This window comes from Synechococcus sp. MEDNS5, assembly GCF_014279875.1.
GTDB lineage: Bacteria > Cyanobacteriota > Cyanobacteriia > PCC-6307 > Cyanobiaceae > Synechococcus_C.
The window spans coordinates 784,137-801,160 of record NZ_CP047952.1 but is presented as its reverse complement, the minus strand read 5'-3'; the positions used below and the strand labels follow the sequence as shown (position 1 = coordinate 801,160).

Here is a 17,024-nt window from a genome sequence, read left to right as displayed (position 1 = left end):
CCATGGGTCGGCCACGCGTACTTTCTGGCGTCCAGCCAACCGGTGCCCTCCATCTGGGGAACTGGCTCGGAGCAATCCGAAACTGGGTGGATTTGCAGCACGACCACGACACGTACTTCTGCGTGGTGGATCTGCATGCCGTAACCGTGCCCCACGACCCGCAACGCCTGGCGGAGGACACCCTCTCCACCGCTGCGCTCTACCTGGCCTGCGGACTTGATCCTGAGCTCTGCACAATCTTTGTGCAGAGCCAGGTCCCCGCCCACAGCGAACTGTGCTGGCTGCTGAACTGCGTCACCCCCCTCAACTGGCTGGAACGCATGATCCAGTTCAAGGAAAAGGCTGTGAAACAGGGGGACAACGTGTCTGTGGGACTCCTGGATTACCCAGTACTCATGGCCGCTGACATCCTTCTTTATGACGCTGACCTCGTCCCTGTCGGAGAAGACCAAAAACAGCATCTGGAGCTCGCTCGCGACATCGCACAGCAACGCATCAATGCCAGGTTCGGGAGCGAGGACGCTCCGATCCTGAAGGTCCCCGAACCGCTCATCCTCAAGGATGGTGCTCGGGTGATGAGCCTCACTGACGGTCGCAGCAAGATGAGCAAGAGCGACCCGAACGAGGGAAGCCGCATCACCTTGCTCGACCCTCCGGAACTGATCACCAAAAAGATCAAACGGGCCAAGACTGATCCGGAACGCGGCCTCGAGTTCGGCAACCCTGAACGGCCGGAGACAGACAATCTCCTCGGGCTTTATGCGCTTCTGAGCGGCAGAGGGCGTGAGGCAGCAGCCGCGGAGTGCTCTGAGATGGGGTGGGGTCAATTCAAACCCCTTCTTGCAGAGGCCACCGTGGCTGCACTCGATCCGATTCAGAAGCGCTACCACGAACTGATGGAGGACCGAGGTCAGCTCCTCTCAGTTTTGGAAATCGGCCGAGAGCGAGCCGGTGCGGTCGCGGATGCCAGCGTGCAAAGGGTTCGCGCAGCCCTGGGCTTTCTCAGGCGCAGCTAATCGCTGGCAAAGGAATTAAAAAGTTTCCCTAATGATTAAAGCTTCCTGAGAGCCCTGGAGGGTCACGGACCTCGCTCAACAGGAGCTGGCCAGTAACGGGAAGGGGTCTCATGGGTCTCGAGTCAATTCCAGACTGAGTCTTTGTGCCTAGGCATACACGGTTCACTGCGTCAAGAGGTGGGCGGATCCCCTCGTCAGACCCCCATCCCATTGACGAGGGTGGCGCTTCATTTCGTTTGGAGTGTTGCCCACTTGCTTCGTCGAACCGCCACGCCGATCCGCTCTTCCAAGTTCTCCGGAGCCAAGTTCCTTGGCATTGGAGCCCTCAGCGTGGGTCTGATGATGACGCTTGGCACGAGCATCCAGGCTGAACGCTCCGAGAAGCGAGTGGAACAGGCCCAGACCGTGGCTGAAGCTCTTCGTGGTGATTCACAGGACAATCGCGGCGACAACCTCCAGGCCACTCCGTACGTAATCACGCCCGAACGCCGGGCCTTGCTCAACACCATCCGATACGCCGAAGGGACCTGGAAGGACGGCCGAGATCTTGGCTACCGCACCCTCTACGGCGGCGGGCTTTTTCAAGACCTGTCCCGTCACCCCGAACGCGTCGTGGTGAAGCGCTACTCCAGTGCCGCGGCTGGCGCCTACCAGTTTCTGCCCAGCACCTGGCAGGAAACGGCCCGCAGCCTCAAGCTTCCCAGCTTCGCTCCCAAGCATCAGGACCAGGCGGCTTTGCACCTGGTGAAAAAACGCGGAGCCCTTCAAGAGGTTGACCGCAATGGCCTGACCAGGGCCGCCATGAACCGTCTGGCGCCGGAGTGGGCCTCCTTTCCTACCCATGCCGGGCGCAGTGCCTACGGGCAACCCGTGAAGACCCACGCCGAACTCCTGGCGTTTTATGAAAGCAATCTGCTCAAGTTGCGCCAAGGCACCTAACGCCGATTAAGCAGGCAGGGAGACATCCAGAACAAACCAAAGCGTCAGGCGCAGGATCCAGTAAAAACCGAGTCCAGAGCCGAGACCGAGGAGCACGAGCCAACCGGAGGCCCCCAGCCTTGGCAGATCCCTGCCCAAGACCCCCTGCCGCCATCCGACCCAACCCAGGCCCAACAACAGGGGCGGGCCGAAGAGATGAAGCTCCAGAGCTTCTCCGAGATCACCGTGCAGCGTCGCCAAAGCCGAACGAGTCAGAAAGCAAGTGGGGCAAGGGATCCCTGTGAGAGTTCGCAGAGGGCACCCTGGCAGCAGCAGGGGCACGCCTCGTGCGCGCAGAACGAGGGCAGCGAGCAAGCCCAGACTGATCCAACCACTGCGTCGATGGCCTGAAGCGCTCCTCATCGCGACGCCTTGGTCACCTGAGCCGCCAGAGCCCAGACCTCCATCACCAGCTGGTGCCACGGCGCCATGGCCTCCATCGACACGGCCATCGCCTCAGGACTGGCATTCACGAGCGCTCGCGTTGCCTCGATGGCACGAAGGCCCTCATCAAGCCGTGCCGCCATGGCTTCACGGTCCGCCACATCCATCACAACGTCTGGGCAGACCTGCAGCAACTCTTCTCCCCGATGGAACCAGTGATTGAAATCCTTCAGCAGTGAATCCAATAGGGACTCCAGCAGAGCATCGGCCTCAGGATCCCGATCCGGCTTCATCAAAGGTTTCAGGCAGTATCCCCATAGGATGGCGAATCACGATTATCAGACGGTGAGCAGCGCGGCAGCAACGACCTCAGCCTCCCCCAGCCCAGTGGTGCTGCCCAAAACAAGCGAAAACGAGCAGCTGCTCAAGATTCGCCACTCCATGAGCCATGTGATGGCTATGGCAGTGCAACAGCTCTTTCCTAACGCCCGTGTCACTATCGGGCCTTGGACCGAATCCGGCTTCTACTACGACTTCGACAACCCCGATCCCTTTACCGAAGCCGATCTGAAGGCGATTAAGAAGGGGATGATCAAGATCATTAACAAAAAGCTCCCTCTCGAGCGCGTCGCGGTGAGCCGAGCCGACGCCGAGGCCAAAATCAGAAGCCAGAACGAGCCCTACAAACTCGAAATTCTTGAGGGCCTGCAGGAGCCGATCACCCTCTACACCCTGGGGAATGAATGGTGGGATCTCTGCGCTGGGCCCCATGTGGAACACACCGGCCAGCTCAACGCCAAGGCTTTTGAGCTGGAGAGCGTGGCAGGCGCTTACTGGCGCGGCGATGAAACCAAGGCCCAGTTGCAGCGGATCTACGGCACCGCCTGGGAGACCCCCGAACAGCTGGCCGAGCACAAGCGCCGCAAGGAAGAAGCCCTGCGCCGTGACCATCGCCGCATTGGCAAAGACCTCGACCTGTTCTCAATCGAAGACGAAGCCGGCGCCGGGCTGGTGTTCTGGCACCCCCGCGGCGCCCGTATGCGTCTGCTGATCGAGGACTTCTGGCGCCAGGCCCACTTCGAGGGCGGCTACGAGCTGCTCTACACACCCCACGTGGCCGACATCAGCCTCTGGAAGACCTCCGGCCACCTCGACTTCTACGCCGAAAGCATGTTCGGCCCGATGCAGGTGGACGAGCGGGAGTACCAGCTCAAGCCGATGAACTGCCCGTTCCACGTGCTCACCTACGCCAGCAAGTTGCGCAGCTACCGGGAACTGCCGATCCGCTGGGCCGAACTGGGAACCGTGTACCGCTACGAGCGGCCGGGTGTGATGCACGGCTTGATGCGCGTGCGCGGCTTCACCCAGGACGACGCCCACGTGTTCTGCCTTCCCGAGCAGATCAGCGATGAGATTCTGAAAATTCTCGACCTCACAGAGCGGATTCTCTCCACCTTCGATTTCAGCAACTACGAGATCAACCTCTCCACCCGCCCGGAGAAATCGATCGGCGAGGACGCTGTGTGGGATCTGGCCACCAAAGGCCTGATCGAAGCGCTGGAACGCAAAAGCTGGGCCTACAAGATCGATGAAGGCGGCGGTGCTTTTTACGGTCCGAAGATCGATCTCAAGATCGAAGATGCCATCGGCCGGATGTGGCAGTGCTCCACCATCCAGCTCGATTTCAACCTGCCGGAGCGGTTCAAGCTCGATTACATCGCTGCTGATGGCAGCAAGCAGCGCCCGATTATGATCCACCGGGCCATCTTCGGCTCGCTGGAACGGTTCTTCGGGATCATGACCGAGAACTACGCGGGCGACTATCCCTTCTGGCTGGCACCCGAGCAGGTGCGGCTGCTGCCGGTCACCGATGAGGTGCAACCCTACGCCGAAAGCCTGCTCGACCAGCTCACCCAGGCGGGGGTGCGGGCCACGATCGATCGCAGCGGCGACCGTCTCGGCAAGTTGATCCGCACCGGAGAACAGATGAAAATTCCCGTATTGGCCGTGATCGGTGCCAAAGAAGCCGAGCAAAACGCCGTGAGTCTGCGCAGCCGCAGGGATGGCGATCTCGGGGTGGTGGCTGTGGCCGATCTGCTCCGAGCCGCTCAGAGCGCCAACACACAACGTGCCGCAGGCCTGGAGCTGAACGGATGACGCAGTCTCCAATCACCGCCCTCGGCGATCTGACCCGTCTGCGCGGGGCACCGGAGCTCAGCACAGAGGCCGCCCAACGCCTGCGAGCAGAGCTATCTGAAGCCATGGGCAGCGCCAATTGGTTCACCGTCGGCGTCATGGCCCCCTCGGCCACCCAAGCCCTTGAAGCCCTGCGGGCGCTGGAACGCAGCCAGACGTGGGAGCCCATGACTGTGGTGGCCAGCACCGAGGAGCAAGGACCTGTGTTCCTCAAGGCCAACCAGAACGGTGGATCCATCCGCATCCGTATCGAACACGGCTTGGGAGAAGGAATCCTGATCACTGGACACGGTGATGACGAGAGCCAGCCCAGCACCACCTGGGGACCGCTTCCGCTGAATTTTTTCAATGAAGCTGGCACCGACGCACAGCGCTGACGACCGCAATCCCACGAGGATGTCGTACAGATTGCTTGCCGTTTGACAACACCATCTCCACGCTTGGGATCGATGCCAGACCCAACCCCATGGCAGCCAAAACATTTTTGGCCGGTGATCTCGGAGGCACCAAGACCCTGCTGGCCCTCTACAGCGAAACCGATCAGGGGCTGAACAAAGAGCTTTCACACCGCTATGCATCGGCTGAGTGGAGCGACCTCGAGTCGATGCTGGGCGATTTTCTCCAGACTCTGCCCCCGGGTCTCTCCAAGCCTGAAACCAGCTGCATCGCCGTAGCCGGACCAGTTCAGAACGGAACAGCAAAGCTCACGAATCTGCCCTGGAGCATGAGTGAATCCTCTCTGTGCGAAGCCACAGGACTGCAGCGCCTTGAGCTGGTCAACGACTTTGCCGTGCTCATCCATGGCCTGCCCCACTTCAATGCGTCGCAACAGGTGGTGCTGCAGTCCGGAAGCGGCCGAGACACTCCGGCACCGGCCGGACAGGACGGCGGAGCTGTGGCCATTCTTGGTGCAGGCACGGGCCTAGGGATGGCCCGCGGCCTTCCGGCGGCCAAGGGCTGGATGGCCTTGCCCAGTGAGGGAGGTCACCGGGAATTCGCCCCGCGAACGGAGGATGAATGGCAACTGGCCCAGTGGATGCGCAGCGCTCTTGACCTCGATCGACTGTCGATCGAACGCGTTGTCAGCGGCACGGGGCTTGGACATGTGATGTGCTGGCTGCTCTCCGCGCAGGATCAAACCGATCACCCCTTGCAAGACAAGGCGAAAGTCTGGAGAACACTGCCGGCAGAGCACCCGGAGCATGAAGACTTGCCGGCCCACACGAGTCGGGCAGCGGTGTCAGGCGATCCCTTGGCGAAGGCCGCGATGACGTTGTGGCTCGGAGCGTATGGGTCCGCCGCGGGAGATCTGGCCCTTCAGGAGCTCTGCGTCGGTGGACTCTGGATCGGCGGTGGTACCGCGGAAAAGGTCATTGGCGGCCTGCGCTCCTCGCAGTTTCTGGAGCCTCTTCGCCGCAAAGGACGCTTCAGGCCCTTGATCGAGAGCCTCACCATCCGGGCCGTGACCGATCCGGAGGCCGGATTGTTCAGTGCGGCCTGCAGGGCGCGCGATCTGGCTGAGCCGGGTGGGACACTGGCCTGAGTAGAGCATCAGCGATGGCCCAGCCGCGCATAGGCCAGACCGTTGTGGTGGATGTTCCAGCCACCACAGCCAACATCGGACCAGGCTTCGACTGTCTCGGTGCAGCCCTGGATCTGAACAACCGCTTCACCATGCGGCGCATCGAGGGAGATGGCGAACGCTTCGAACTGATCATCGAAGGGCAAGAGGGTTCCCATCTCCGCGGCGGAGCTGAAAACCTGGTGTATCGCGCCGCCCAGCGCGTCTGGAAAGCAGCTGGCGAGGAGCCTGTGGCTCTTGAAGCCAGGGTGCGTTTAGCGGTTCCGCCGGCCCGTGGCCTCGGGAGCAGTGCCACAGCCATCGTTGCCGGGCTGGTGGGAGCCAATGCGTTAGTCGGGGAACCTCTCAGCAAAGAAAAATTGCTGGAACTGGCTATCGATATCGAGGGGCATCCCGACAATGTGGTGCCATCCCTGCTCGGGGGCCTGTGCATGACAGCCAAAGCGGCATCACAGCGATGGCGGGTGGTGCGTTGCGAATGGATGCAAAGCGTTAAAGCCGTGGTGGCGATTCCTTCCATCCGCCTGAGCACCAGTGAAGCCCGGCGAGCCATGCCGAAAACTGTTCCCGTGGGAGATGCAGTGGTCAATCTTGGTGCCCTCACCCTGCTCCTGCAGGGCCTGCGCACAGGAAACGGCGATCTGATTGCCGATGGCATGCATGATCGGCTGCATGAGCCTTACCGGTGGCGCTTGATCAAGGGAGGGCAGGAGGTTCGCCAGGCCGCTATTGAAGCGGGAGCCTGGGGCTGCGCCATCAGTGGGGCAGGGCCCAGCATCCTGGCGCTCTGCACGGAAGACAAAGGCCCCGGCATCAGCCAGGCCATGGTCAGGGCCTGGGAGTCGGTGGGTGTTGCCAGTCGAGCGCCCCTGCTGAGCTTGCAGACGACCGGAAGCCACTGGCAGCCTCGCGATGCTGGGTAGTTGTACTCAACACCACCCTTGGAACTGATAAGTTCAATCTCAATGTTGTGGACGCCATGGACGCCAATCTGCCTTTGACGGCTGCGTCCGAAGCGGGCTTCCCCTGGCTGTCCCTGATCGTGTTGCTGCCGGCAGCGGCTGCATTGGTCATGCCCTTGTTGCCGGGCGATGACCAGTCCCCTTCTCCGGTGCCACTCAATGTGGCCATCGGCGTTCTGCTGGTGGATCTCGTGCTCATGCTGGCTGTGTTCAGCCGGCACTTTGATCCGCTCAGCAGCGAGCTCCAACTTGTGGAAAGGGTCAGCTGGCTTCCGGCCATCGGCCTGGAATGGTCCCTTGGAGCCGATGGTCTCTCAGCACCACTTGTTGTTCTCAGTGGCCTAGTCACCCTGCTCTCGGTGGCAGCCAGCTGGAATGTCACCCATAAATCACGGCTTTATTTCGGCCTGCTTTTGGTCCAGGCCTCGGCACAGGGCCTCGTGTTCCTGTCCCAGGATTTCCTGCTCTTCTTCCTCGCATGGGAGCTGGAACTGGTTCCCGTCTATCTCTTGATTGCCATCTGGGGTGGTCAGAACCGTCAATACGCCGCGACCAAATTCATCCTTTACACCGCGCTTGCGTCGCTGCTGATCCTGATCAGTGGGCTGGCACTGGCCCTCTCGGGCGACAGCTTCACGCTCAATCTCAATGAGCTCGCCCAACGCTCACCGGGAGGAAGCTTCGGCCTGCTTTGCTATCTCGGCTTCCTTGTGGGCTTTGGCGTGAAACTGCCGATGTTCCCGCTTCATACCTGGCTTCCGGATGCCCACGGGGAAGCAAATGCGCCGGTGTCCATGTTGTTAGCAGGCGTGCTTCTCAAAATGGGCGGCTACGCCCTGCTCAGGTTCAACGTTCAGATGCTTCCGGATGCCCACCTCGTGATGGCACCGGCCCTGATCATTCTTGGCATCGTCAACATCGTCTACGGCGCTCTCAATGCCTTCGCGCAAGACAACGTGAAGCGCAGAATCGCCTGCAGCTCGGTCAGTCACATGGGATTTGTGCTGCTGGGCATCGGTGCCGTCGATGCCCTCAGCATCAGTGGAGCCATGCTGCAGATGATCAGCCATGGCCTGATCGCCGCGGCCATGTTCTTCGTCACCGGGTGCTTTTACGAGCGCACCAAAACCCTGTCCATCCCGAACATGGGCGGACTGGCCAAGGTGCTGCCCATCACTTTCGCCTTTTTCCTGGCCAGCTCCCTTGCATCCCTCGCACTGCCCGGCATGAGTGGATTCATCAGCGAAATCACCGTATTCCTCGGCATCACCAGCCAGGAGAGTTTCACCACCCTGTTCAGGGTCACCACCATCGTGCTCGCAGCCATCGGTCTGGTTCTCACTCCGATTTATCTCCTGTCGATGTGCCGTCGGGTGTTCTTCGGTCCGCGTATTCCCGCCCTCGCTTTTGTCGAAGACATGCGTCCTCGCGAGCTGGTGATCGGTCTCACCCTGCTGGTCCCCACGCTTGTGATTGGCATCTGGCCCCGGATCGCGATGGATCTCTATGAAGCCTCCACCGATGCGCTGGCAGTGGATCTGGCCAAACACACCGTTGTGGCCATGCGCGCCCTTCTTCCCACCGGCTGATCATCCATGCCCCCATCAGAACTGCTGCGTTGCGAGGGACTCCCTCGATTTGACGCCATCGAAGCCGAGCACGTGGATCAACAGATCCCGGCCCTGCTGGCTGATCTCAGTGAAAGGTTCACCACCCTGGAGGATCAGCTTCGCGAGCGACTCTCCGAACCAGACAGCACCCCCCTGTCCTGGGACGAACTCATGCCTCCATTCCATGCTCTTGGAGAACGCTTGCGTTGGAGCTGGGGCGTCGTCACGCACCTCACAGCCGTTCGCAATACGCCGGAGTTGCGTGAAGCCCACGCACGACAACAACCTGAAGTGGTGCGTTTCAGCAACAGGGTCGGACAGAGCCGTGTCCTTCACCAGGCCCTTCGTTCCTTGCTGGAGCAAAAGAACAACACACTTGATTCCACCCAGGTCCGCATTCTCGAAACCGAACTGCTCTCGATGCAGCATCGCGGTGTTGGCCTGAAAGGAGACGAACAGCAGGCCTTCAACCGCACCAGCGAGCGTCTGGCAGCCCTCTCCACCAGTTTCAGCAATCACGTTCTCGACGCCACCCAGCAATGGAGCCTCGTTGTTGACGACCGGGATCAACTGCGGGGAGTTCCCGATCGCGTCCTGGACAATCTGGCCGTTGATGCAGCCACGGCAGATGGGCCTTGGCGACTGGGACTGGACATGCCGAGCTACGTGCCGATCCTCACCCATGCCGAAAACCGCGATCTTCGCGAAACGGTTTACAAGGCCTACGTAAGCCGAGCGAGCCAGGGTGAGCTCGACAATGGCCCGCTCATCGAAGAAATCCTTGCTCTGCGCCAGGAGCAGTCTCAGCGACTGGGCTATGCCAACTGGGCCGAGCTGAGCCTGGCCTCCAAGATGGCCGATGGGGTGGATGCGGTGGAAACCCTTCTGGAGGAACTCAGGGCTGCAGCCCTGCCCGTCGCTGAACAGGAGCTGAAGGAACTAAACCAACTCGCTGCCAGTCGCGGTGCAAAGGAAGCTCTCGCTGCATGGGATGTGAGCTTTTGGGCGGAGCAACTGCGCAGGGAGCGCTTCGATCTCGATCAGGAAGCCTTGAGGCCGTGGTTTCCCCTGCCCCAGGTTCTCGATGGCCTGTTCAACCTCTGCGAACGCCTGTTTGCGATCCGCATTGAAGCGGCCGATGGAGATGCGCCCATCTGGCACGAGGACGTGCGGTTCTTCCGCGTCCTCGACCGCAGGGGAGAAGCCCTGGCTGGGTTTTACCTGGATCCCTTCAGCCGGCCAGCGAGCAAGCGCGGCGGAGCCTGGATGGATGAGTGCCTCAACCGCAGACGGCAACCGAACGGAGACTTAACCCTTCCAGTGGCCTACCTGATCTGCAATCAGACCCCACCTTCTGGGGAGACCCCCAGCCTCATGAGCTTCGAGGAGGTGGAGACTCTCTTCCACGAATTCGGGCATGGCTTGCAGCACATGCTCACAACAGTCGAGCACCCCCAGGCCGCTGGCATCAACAACGTGGAGTGGGATGCCGTGGAACTCCCCAGTCAGTTCATGGAGAACTGGTGCTTCGACCGGAAGACTCTGATGGGCATGGCCAGGCACTGGACAACCGGTGAACCGTTGCCTGAAGCGGATTACATCAAGCTCTGCAGCAGCCGTACCTTCATGCAGGGCAGTGGCACGCTTCGCCAGATCCACTTCGCACTCACCGATCTACGGCTGCACAGCCAATGGTCCCCAGAGCTCGGACTGAGCCCGGATGCCTTCCGTCGCCGTATCGCCGAGACGACGACGGTGCTGCCGCCGATCGAAACCGACCGCTTCCTCTGCGCGTTCGGCCATATTTTTGCCGGAGGTTACGCAGCGGGCTACTACTCCTACAAGTGGGCGGAAGTCCTCAGTGCTGACGCCTTCTCTGCGTTTGAAGAGGTCGGTCTGGAGCAGGATGATGCTGTGGCAGCCACGGGCGAGCGTTTCCGCAACACGATCCTCAGCCTGGGAGGAAGTCTCCGTCCAGCAGAGATCTACAGGCAGTTCCGGGGTCGGGATGCCAGCAGTGCAGCGCTCATTCGCCATTCGGGTCTGGCAACATCGACAGGCTGAGCCATCAGGGTCAACTGAGTCGTGGCCGATGACCTTCTGAACCTCAGCGATAGCTGGGGGCAAGCCAAGGGAGATGCCTCTGACATCGCACCCTTGATCTCATTCGAGCAGGCACTCGAATCAAGCAGCCTGCGGCGGAATATCAGCCGGCACGAGTTTCTCAAGTCAACCCTGACCCAGCTGAATCATCAGAGGCTCATCCCCCTGCTCTTCATGCTGCCCAGACGCTGGCGATTTCAGCCGGCGTCCCTGCCGCGATCCCTGCGTAACCTGGGGGGTTTGCTGGAGCATGGCTTGGTGAGTCCGCTGCTGCTGGCAGCACTCGCCGATGATCTCCAGCATCTGATCACCAGTGGGAGCGAGGAGAGCGCAACCCATATCAATGCCATGAATCGCTGGTGCCAGCGTTCCATCGATCTTGACGATGGAAGCGCGCGGTTGTTGCCCACCGACCTGCTCGGCCTGCAGACCCTCTCGTGCCAGGACAGCCCATCCCCGTCTTCCGGAGCACTCGCCCCCGCGGTGAGGGGCTTCAGTGCAGAGCTGCAGTGGAGCAACCAAGGCCTGCCGTTTCTGCAACCGCAGAATGCCCGTTTAAGAAACCGTGTGCTCGCCCAGGTGCTCAACGTGCTGGCAAGCAACCGCTTGCCGCCATCGCCGTGCGCCTCGGAGCCATTCCACTTTGAAGGCTTCGATCGCAGTTCCGCGTTGATCACCCACCTAATTGCGCGGGGATGGCAGTGCAGAGCCCGCTTCCGAGCCAGCACTGCCAGCTTCGGCCTTGGAGCCAGCACCCGCAAAGGTGATCAATGGGCACAGATTCCCCTGGCCTTGCCGTACCGCACAGGTCTTCGCGATTCCCGGGGAGAGGAACGCCGAGCACTCCTGCCCCACTGTTCCCTGGAGATGGAGCTGAAACCTGACCTTGGCGAACCGTTCCTGCTGCAGTACTACCAGGGAACAGAAGGGTTGAACGGTTGGGCAGCTCTCAATGATCTGCATCGCCCATGGCAGAACGACCGCAGCAATGGCACCGTGGCCTACCTAGGGCCAGGCCTCACCGGCGAGACCCTCACCACAGCCCTGGATCTCTGCGACCTGATGGGGGCTGTCCACAACAGTGCAGCCATGCGCAACCGCCTGACTCTCGGCGGCTACGGAGCGCTTGGCTTCTGCATCGATTCCACAGCCATGCTGGAAGTGGCAGTGCGCCAAACAACCCACTTGTTCCCTCTGACCCTTGGTGGTCTATGGCGCCAACTCCTGGACGATGAACTGAATCAGCTCCTGGACAGCGGACTGGAGGCCAATGCTGAAACGGTGGAGCGATACAGGCGGAGCCTGGAGAGCACTCCTCAGGATCTGTTCGTGAACCGCAGCTCCAACGACGAGGCGAACCGTCGCCTCCTCGCCAGCCAGCCGCCTCACAGTCCTTTCACCCTGGTGAGATCCCTGAATGGGGAATGCACCACTAAGCCTTGAGCGAAAAGCGTTCCAGTTCACGGCAAATCGCATTGACCACTGCGCCGCGAAAAGTCACAGAAAATGGCCCAGTGAAGCCGTTATGGCTCATCCCCTCGATCGGATAGCGATGAAGCGGATGAAGCCGCTGCCATCGATTCCAGTTGGACAGGAACAGAAACGGAAGGCGACCTGGGTAGGCAATGCGTCCTAAAGCCGCAACTGGATCCCGGCTTCCCACCACCATCGCCACATCCTCAATGGCATCCAAAGATCCATTACCACTGAACACCCCGCACACCGTGATCACCTGAACAGGAACGCGGCACAACTGCTGCAGGATCTCTGCAGTACCAATGGCCATCTCCCCGCCACCGCTGTAACCCACCAGCACAACCCGGGCCGCATGACTGGGATGGAATCCCATCACTCCAAGACGACGGGCGATCTTCAGCGCCAGTTCGTAATTCATTACCGGCCCATAACGACGATCCGATGAAATCCCAACTTTGATCACATTATTGGCCTGTACAGAGAACGCACAGATCAAGCGCACCAATCCATTGGGGTGATGCTCCTGAAGGGAGAAGAGGCGCTGCCAGAACCATCCGGCGAACGTGGTGGAGCGCAGTCCAACGTTGGTGATCGTGTAAGCCTCAATGCCCTTCACCAGCAGCGTGTCTTCGGCAATCGCTCCGTCGAGGCACTCCAGGAACTCCGTCACCTTGGGCGGATGACATTCCTCACTCTGATGAATGCCATCGAGATACACGAGGTAATGACGATGGATCGAGGCTTGGCTGATCTCCTCTGGAAACAGACGGGATGGATCTGGGAGCCCACGCATCCAACCCTCCCAGAACACGAAGTCCGCCATCACGGAATACACCCCCACCAGAGCAATCACGACCACCAGCACAAAGCCAGACCAGATCAGAAGCTCCAGCAGGGATTCAGGCTGAAGAAGATCCGCGGAATCGCGACGCACGGCCGTGAGCCCAACCAGGCCGAGCAAGACCACACTCACCAGAACGGCGATGAAGCAACGGCGGGCGAAACGCAGCCTGTTGCGTTGGTGTTGGATCGGCGCGGACGACACTGCCATCAGCGCAACAGAGCCGCCACTTCACGGGCCAAGATGTCGTAACTCCTGCGCCAGCGTTGCGCGAACAGCAGACCCACCAGCAGGAGAGCCACGATGTAACCAGGCAAGGCCACGAGTAGTCCTGCCTGAAAGGAAATGCCATACACAGCCTGAAGCAGCACCAACACGTTGAGGTGAATCCAGGCCAGCAGAGCAATCGCGATCACATCACTGACGTAAGGAGCTGCGACCAGCACGTACAGCAGCCCAGGCCAAAGGGCAGCACCCATCCGGTTGGCGAAAGAAATGGGTTGCAAAGGGATCCCTTCGAGCACCATCAACATCACGCTGTGGCAAAGGATGCAGAGCAGAAACGCCAGACTGAGAACAAGCGCGTCGACAACCATGTGCAACAGGATCTGAGGGGGAGTCAGCCTGTTGGCCAGCAAGGCAAAACCATGGGATGCCGACATGGAGATCCCCACGCCAATGAGAAGGCCAACACCGGTATCCATGGCCAGTAACAACTGACCCATGGATTCCAGGGATGTGATCAATTGGTCAGCCATGGGGCGTTCAAGCCCGACGCAACTGGGGACGGTTGACGATCCAGATCACCATGATCGACAACACAGCGCAGTAAAAGCACCACACCGAATTGAAAGTGGCGCTGTAAGTGAGCCAGGTCAACACGATCGATACGAAGATCAACACACCAAACAGCTTGACCGCCTTATCACTCAGAGCAATCAATGGCAAAACAATGAATCCCCAATACATCAACTCACCCACCGGTTCGGTATTGATGAAATTGTGAAGGATGCTGTGCAAGTTGGAGACGTCGTAGAGAAGTCGTCCGTTGCTTTCAACAGCGGGCTGAAGAGCCGGGGGATTGAAGAGAACCGGCAGGTAGAAGGCGATGCCCAGAATCGTGGCCACGATCGCAACCCATTTGAGCCGTCGTTGCAGGCCGATGGAATCCGTTGAACGACTGATCGACCAGGCGCTCCATGGAATCCAGATCATCCAAAAGCAATAAGCAAAAAAAAGGAATCCCAGCCCAGCGAGTGTTCCCAGGGGTTCCAGATTGCCGCGGTCAATCGCTGTCCATTCCAGACCTTCCACCAGCTGTTGCACACCGAAAAAGAAAGGCACCAGCGCCAGAGGCTTGTAATCCGGCCGTTCATGACTGGAAGCCAGATGATTGGAATACAGCCCCAAGGGAATGAGCACAGCTGAGGCGGTAAAACTTGCCGATGCCGAAAAACACATTGGCGGCGCACACTCGACGACACCCAAGTGTGACCTCGCTCACAGAAAGTGTCACCAGTCCGCAAGCACTTAGTCACGCAGAAGGGTCTGCAGAAGAACATCCAAAGAACGGGGATGGGCCACCAGCTGCTGATGGCTCAGCACTGGAATGCTCCGCACCGTTCCGAGGGGCAGATGGGCTTGCCATCCGGGCACCACCATGAGATCCCAGCGGCAGAAATAACTCACACAGTCGACGTCACGCAGTGGCGAGGGATCGGCATTCAGGGAACGCAACAGAGCACTGCCGCGTTTCATATCGGCCAGCCCAGCAAACAACCAGCGGGGAATCCACTGCGCCGTGAGCGTGCCTTGCTGCGGGCTGCCCACACTGATGAAGCGATGGGTTCTCCGGGCACCCCCCAAGTGCTGAAGCCAGACCCGACTGATGATGCCCCCCATGGAAAAACCCAGCAGATCAACAGAAGCGTCATCTCCCCAGCGTTGGCGAATGTGATCGTCCAGCTGTTCGGCAAGGGTTAACAGTGGAACAGCACCCAAGCGATGGGGAAGGTGGGGCACCAGCACAGGCCACTTGTAAGCATCCAGGCGGCGAACCAACCGATTGAAAAGACGGGGTGAATCCCAGAGCCCATGAACAAGTATGAGCGGACGCCGCGCGGGCAACGGCGCGTTGACCGAAGAGGTCATGTCAGGACGGCCGGTTTCGCCAGCGTTCAACAGTCACCGTACCGGTGAATCCAGCGATCGGTGGGGAACATTTGCTGAGGCGCAAATGCATCGGCAGGGCTCCATAAAGGCTCTCCAAGACCTCGAAGACCCGTTCGCTGAAGTGTTCGATCGTTTCGCAACGAATCTCAGCGGCAAGCGCCTGAAGTGCGGTCACACCCAGGCTGTAGTCAGCCGTGGCCTCAAGCGCATCCGACGCCGCAGCCCTGGAGAGATCCAGATGCAAAGCAAGATCTAAACGGAACCATTGCCCATCCCTGCGCTCATGCTCCAGCACTCCCACATGGGCCCAGAGGCGCAGATCATCGACGCGGATCACATCCAGGGAATGAAGAGGGATCGAAGCCGACATCACAACGGCAGATCCTTGTGCGTGAAGCTGCTGGCACCCAATGCGTAGTCCGCGGCGAGATGGCCATCACCACGCAATCGGTAGCGATAGGTCACCAGACCCTCCAGACCGACAGGCCCCCTGGGTGGAAGCGTCTGGGTGCTGATGCCAACCTCAGCGCCGAACCCATAGCGAAAACCATCAGCAAACCGGGTGGAGCAGTTGTGATAAACCCCGGCGCTGTCGACGGAGCTCAGGAAGCGGTCAGCAGCAGTGCAATCCTCCGTGACGATGCACTCGGTGTGACGGGAGCCAAAACGGCGAATGTGCTCAACGGCTTCAGGCAGATCCTCCACCACCTTCACCGCCAGGATCAGATCGAGGTATTCAGTGCGCCAGTCATCGTCCGTCGCTGGTTCAGACACTCCCAGCGCGACGCTGGCGGCGTCGCCACGCAGCACCACCCCCGCCTTGCGGAACACCGGGATGGCAGCGGAAAGAAAGGAGGCGGCCACAGAGCGATGCACCAGCAGGGTCTCGATGGCATTGCATGCCGCCGGGTACTGGGTCTTGCTATCCAGCGCCACCCGAACAGCCTTGTCCACATCCGCTGCCGCGTCCACATACAGATGACAGATTCCGTCCGCGTGACCCAGCACGGGAATCCGGGTGTTGTCCTGAATGAACCGCACCAGTTCGTTGCTGCCACGGGGAATGATCAGATCAACCAAACCATCCAGCCTCAACAGGGCCAGGCTGTCCTGACGGGTGGTCAGCAGAGCGAGCGCATCCGGGGAGACAGCACTGGAAGCCAGCCCAGCCTTGAGGGCCTCCATCACCGCTTCATTGGTGCATCGGGCTTCACTGCCCCCTTTGAGCAAGGCACCGTTACCGGAGCGAATGGCCAGGGAGGCGATCTGAATCACGGCGTCAGGACGCGCCTCGAAGATCACACCCAGCACCCCAAGAGGCACTGAAACCCTCTCCAGCGCAAGGCCTTGATCCAGTTCACGGTGAAGGTCACGCCGGCCGAGGGGGTCCCTGAGGCTGGCCACCTTGCGGATGCCATCGATCGCCCCCTCAAGCTTGGCAGCGTCGAGCTTCAGCCTGGCCATCAAGGCGGGCGCCAGTCCCTCGGCGGCAGAGCGTTCCAGATCTTCACGGTTGGCTGCCACGAGGGCATCAGAGCGATCAGCCAGGGCCTCAGCCATGGCCTGCAAAGCCTCCATGCGCTGACCATCGTCAGCCATCCCCAGATCCACCGCAGCCCGACGCACGGCGCCAGCCCGTTGCAACAGCTCAGGGGACGGCACTGGGACTTCGTTCATACCTGAGGGCGACTCTCACTCAGGCCA

Annotated in this window: 17 protein-coding genes; 9 read left to right on the top strand and 8 right to left on the bottom strand. The window is 60.4% G+C overall.

Translation table 11 applies throughout. From position 1 onward, the window contains the following. Positions 1 to 2 precede the first annotated feature (2 nt). Positions 3 to 1,016: a tryptophan--tRNA ligase gene (trpS, locus tag SynMEDNS5_RS03960; RefSeq protein ID WP_186584760.1), complete on the top strand. Its 1,014-nt coding sequence runs from the start codon at positions 3 to 5 to the stop codon at positions 1,014 to 1,016. 219 nt (positions 1,017 to 1,235) lie between these two features. Further along, complete coding sequence (locus SynMEDNS5_RS03955; RefSeq protein ID WP_370593568.1) at positions 1,236 to 1,955, top strand: endolysin; 720 nt, start codon at positions 1,236 to 1,238, stop codon at positions 1,953 to 1,955. Positions 1,956 to 1,961: 6 nt separating this feature from the next. Here the strand turns inward: SynMEDNS5_RS03955 and SynMEDNS5_RS03950 are convergent, their stop codons facing one another. Next, entirely contained in the window at positions 1,962 to 2,357 is a 396-nt protein-coding gene (locus tag SynMEDNS5_RS03950; RefSeq protein WP_186584758.1) for a DUF2752 domain-containing protein, read from the bottom strand. After that, the gene (locus tag SynMEDNS5_RS03945) at positions 2,354 to 2,671 is read right to left on the bottom strand and encodes a DUF2605 domain-containing protein (RefSeq protein ID WP_186584756.1); all 318 of its coding nucleotides are present in this window, start codon (positions 2,669 to 2,671) and stop codon (positions 2,354 to 2,356) included. The genes SynMEDNS5_RS03950 and SynMEDNS5_RS03945 overlap by 4 nt, the downstream gene beginning before the upstream one ends. Before the next feature lie 28 nt (positions 2,672 to 2,699). Between SynMEDNS5_RS03945 and thrS the strand changes: the two genes are divergently transcribed. The 7 genes from thrS to SynMEDNS5_RS03910 all read left to right on the top strand — a co-directional run bounded on the left by thrS (position 2,700) and on the right by SynMEDNS5_RS03910 (position 12,274). Beyond that, positions 2,700 to 4,535, top strand: a complete 1,836-nt coding sequence (thrS, locus tag SynMEDNS5_RS03940) for a threonine--tRNA ligase (RefSeq protein WP_186584754.1) — start codon at positions 2,700 to 2,702, stop codon at positions 4,533 to 4,535. After that, positions 4,532 to 4,951: a DUF1824 family protein gene (locus tag SynMEDNS5_RS03935; protein WP_186584752.1), complete on the top strand. Its 420-nt coding sequence runs from the start codon at positions 4,532 to 4,534 to the stop codon at positions 4,949 to 4,951. Before thrS ends, SynMEDNS5_RS03935 begins: the two co-directional genes overlap by 4 nt. Before the next feature lie 89 nt (positions 4,952 to 5,040). After that, entirely contained in the window at positions 5,041 to 6,117 is a 1,077-nt protein-coding gene (locus SynMEDNS5_RS03930) for a glucokinase (RefSeq protein ID WP_186585825.1), read from the top strand. A gap of 14 nt (positions 6,118 to 6,131) precedes the next feature. Next, positions 6,132 to 7,079, top strand: a complete 948-nt coding sequence (thrB, locus tag SynMEDNS5_RS03925) for a homoserine kinase (RefSeq protein WP_186584750.1) — start codon at positions 6,132 to 6,134, stop codon at positions 7,077 to 7,079. A gap of 56 nt (positions 7,080 to 7,135) precedes the next feature. Next, complete coding sequence (locus SynMEDNS5_RS03920; RefSeq protein WP_186584748.1) at positions 7,136 to 8,707, top strand: NAD(P)H-quinone oxidoreductase subunit 4; 1,572 nt, start codon at positions 7,136 to 7,138, stop codon at positions 8,705 to 8,707. Positions 8,708 to 8,713: 6 nt separating this feature from the next. Beyond that, positions 8,714 to 10,792 carry a M3 family metallopeptidase gene (locus tag SynMEDNS5_RS03915; RefSeq protein WP_186584746.1) on the top strand — a complete coding sequence of 693 codons (2,079 nt, stop codon included), beginning with the start codon at positions 8,714 to 8,716 and terminating at the stop codon, positions 10,790 to 10,792. Between the two features lie 21 nt (positions 10,793 to 10,813). Next, positions 10,814 to 12,274 carry a hypothetical protein gene (locus SynMEDNS5_RS03910; protein WP_186584744.1) on the top strand — a complete coding sequence of 487 codons (1,461 nt, stop codon included), beginning with the start codon at positions 10,814 to 10,816 and terminating at the stop codon, positions 12,272 to 12,274. Here SynMEDNS5_RS03910 and SynMEDNS5_RS03905 read toward each other — a convergent pair. The 6 genes from SynMEDNS5_RS03905 to SynMEDNS5_RS03880 form a co-directional block, all read right to left on the bottom strand. Then, positions 12,264 to 13,358, bottom strand: coding sequence for an alpha/beta hydrolase (locus SynMEDNS5_RS03905; protein WP_186584742.1), 1,095 nt, complete (start codon positions 13,356 to 13,358; stop codon positions 12,264 to 12,266). The two genes, SynMEDNS5_RS03910 and SynMEDNS5_RS03905, sit on opposite strands and share 11 nt — an antisense overlap. Continuing rightward, positions 13,358 to 13,906, bottom strand: a complete 549-nt coding sequence (locus SynMEDNS5_RS03900; protein ID WP_186584740.1) for a hypothetical protein — start codon at positions 13,904 to 13,906, stop codon at positions 13,358 to 13,360. The genes SynMEDNS5_RS03905 and SynMEDNS5_RS03900 overlap by 1 nt, the downstream gene beginning before the upstream one ends. A 7-nt stretch (positions 13,907 to 13,913) precedes the next feature. Further along, positions 13,914 to 14,609, bottom strand: coding sequence for a hypothetical protein (locus SynMEDNS5_RS03895; RefSeq protein WP_186584738.1), 696 nt, complete (start codon positions 14,607 to 14,609; stop codon positions 13,914 to 13,916). 69 nt (positions 14,610 to 14,678) lie between these two features. Further along, the gene (locus SynMEDNS5_RS03890) at positions 14,679 to 15,299 is read right to left on the bottom strand and encodes a triacylglycerol lipase (RefSeq protein WP_186584736.1); all 621 of its coding nucleotides are present in this window, start codon (positions 15,297 to 15,299) and stop codon (positions 14,679 to 14,681) included. Position 15,300: 1 nt separating this feature from the next. Beyond that, on the bottom strand, positions 15,301 to 15,690 hold the full coding sequence (locus tag SynMEDNS5_RS03885; RefSeq protein ID WP_186584734.1) for a dihydroneopterin aldolase: 390 nt from the start codon (positions 15,688 to 15,690) through the stop codon (positions 15,301 to 15,303). Continuing rightward, entirely contained in the window at positions 15,690 to 16,997 is a 1,308-nt protein-coding gene (locus SynMEDNS5_RS03880) for a glutamate-5-semialdehyde dehydrogenase (protein WP_186584732.1), read from the bottom strand. Before SynMEDNS5_RS03880 ends, SynMEDNS5_RS03885 begins: the two co-directional genes overlap by 1 nt. Positions 16,998 to 17,024: the final 27 nt, after the last annotated feature.

Bases quoted from the DNA above. Each gene is read 5' to 3' on its own strand.
- SynMEDNS5_RS03935 (WP_186584752.1), top strand. From the start codon at position 4,532: ATGACGCAGTCTCCAATCACCGCCCTCGGCGATCTGACCCGTCTGCGC.
- thrB (WP_186584750.1), top strand. From the start codon at position 6,132: ATGGCCCAGCCGCGCATAGGCCAGACCGTTGTGGTGGATGTTCCAGCC.
- thrS (WP_186584754.1), top strand. From the start codon at position 2,700: ATGGCGAATCACGATTATCAGACGGTGAGCAGCGCGGCAGCAACGACC.
- SynMEDNS5_RS03885 (WP_186584734.1), bottom strand. From the start codon at position 15,690: ATGTCGGCTTCGATCCCTCTTCATTCCCTGGATGTGATCCGCGTCGAT.
- SynMEDNS5_RS03880 (WP_186584732.1), bottom strand. From the start codon at position 16,997: ATGAACGAAGTCCCAGTGCCGTCCCCTGAGCTGTTGCAACGGGCTGGC.
- SynMEDNS5_RS03905 (WP_186584742.1), bottom strand. From the start codon at position 13,358: ATGGCAGTGTCGTCCGCGCCGATCCAACACCAACGCAACAGGCTGCGT.
- SynMEDNS5_RS03915 (WP_186584746.1), top strand. From the start codon at position 8,714: ATGCCCCCATCAGAACTGCTGCGTTGCGAGGGACTCCCTCGATTTGAC.
- SynMEDNS5_RS03950 (WP_186584758.1), bottom strand. From the start codon at position 2,357: ATGAGGAGCGCTTCAGGCCATCGACGCAGTGGTTGGATCAGTCTGGGC.
- SynMEDNS5_RS03920 (WP_186584748.1), top strand. From the start codon at position 7,136: ATGGACGCCAATCTGCCTTTGACGGCTGCGTCCGAAGCGGGCTTCCCC.
- SynMEDNS5_RS03895 (WP_186584738.1), bottom strand. From the start codon at position 14,609: ATGTGTTTTTCGGCATCGGCAAGTTTTACCGCCTCAGCTGTGCTCATT.
- trpS (WP_186584760.1), top strand. From the start codon at position 3: ATGGGTCGGCCACGCGTACTTTCTGGCGTCCAGCCAACCGGTGCCCTC.
- SynMEDNS5_RS03930 (WP_186585825.1), top strand. From the start codon at position 5,041: ATGGCAGCCAAAACATTTTTGGCCGGTGATCTCGGAGGCACCAAGACC.
- SynMEDNS5_RS03890 (WP_186584736.1), bottom strand. From the start codon at position 15,299: ATGACCTCTTCGGTCAACGCGCCGTTGCCCGCGCGGCGTCCGCTCATA.
- SynMEDNS5_RS03900 (WP_186584740.1), bottom strand. From the start codon at position 13,906: ATGGCTGACCAATTGATCACATCCCTGGAATCCATGGGTCAGTTGTTA.
- SynMEDNS5_RS03945 (WP_186584756.1), bottom strand. From the start codon at position 2,671: ATGAAGCCGGATCGGGATCCTGAGGCCGATGCTCTGCTGGAGTCCCTA.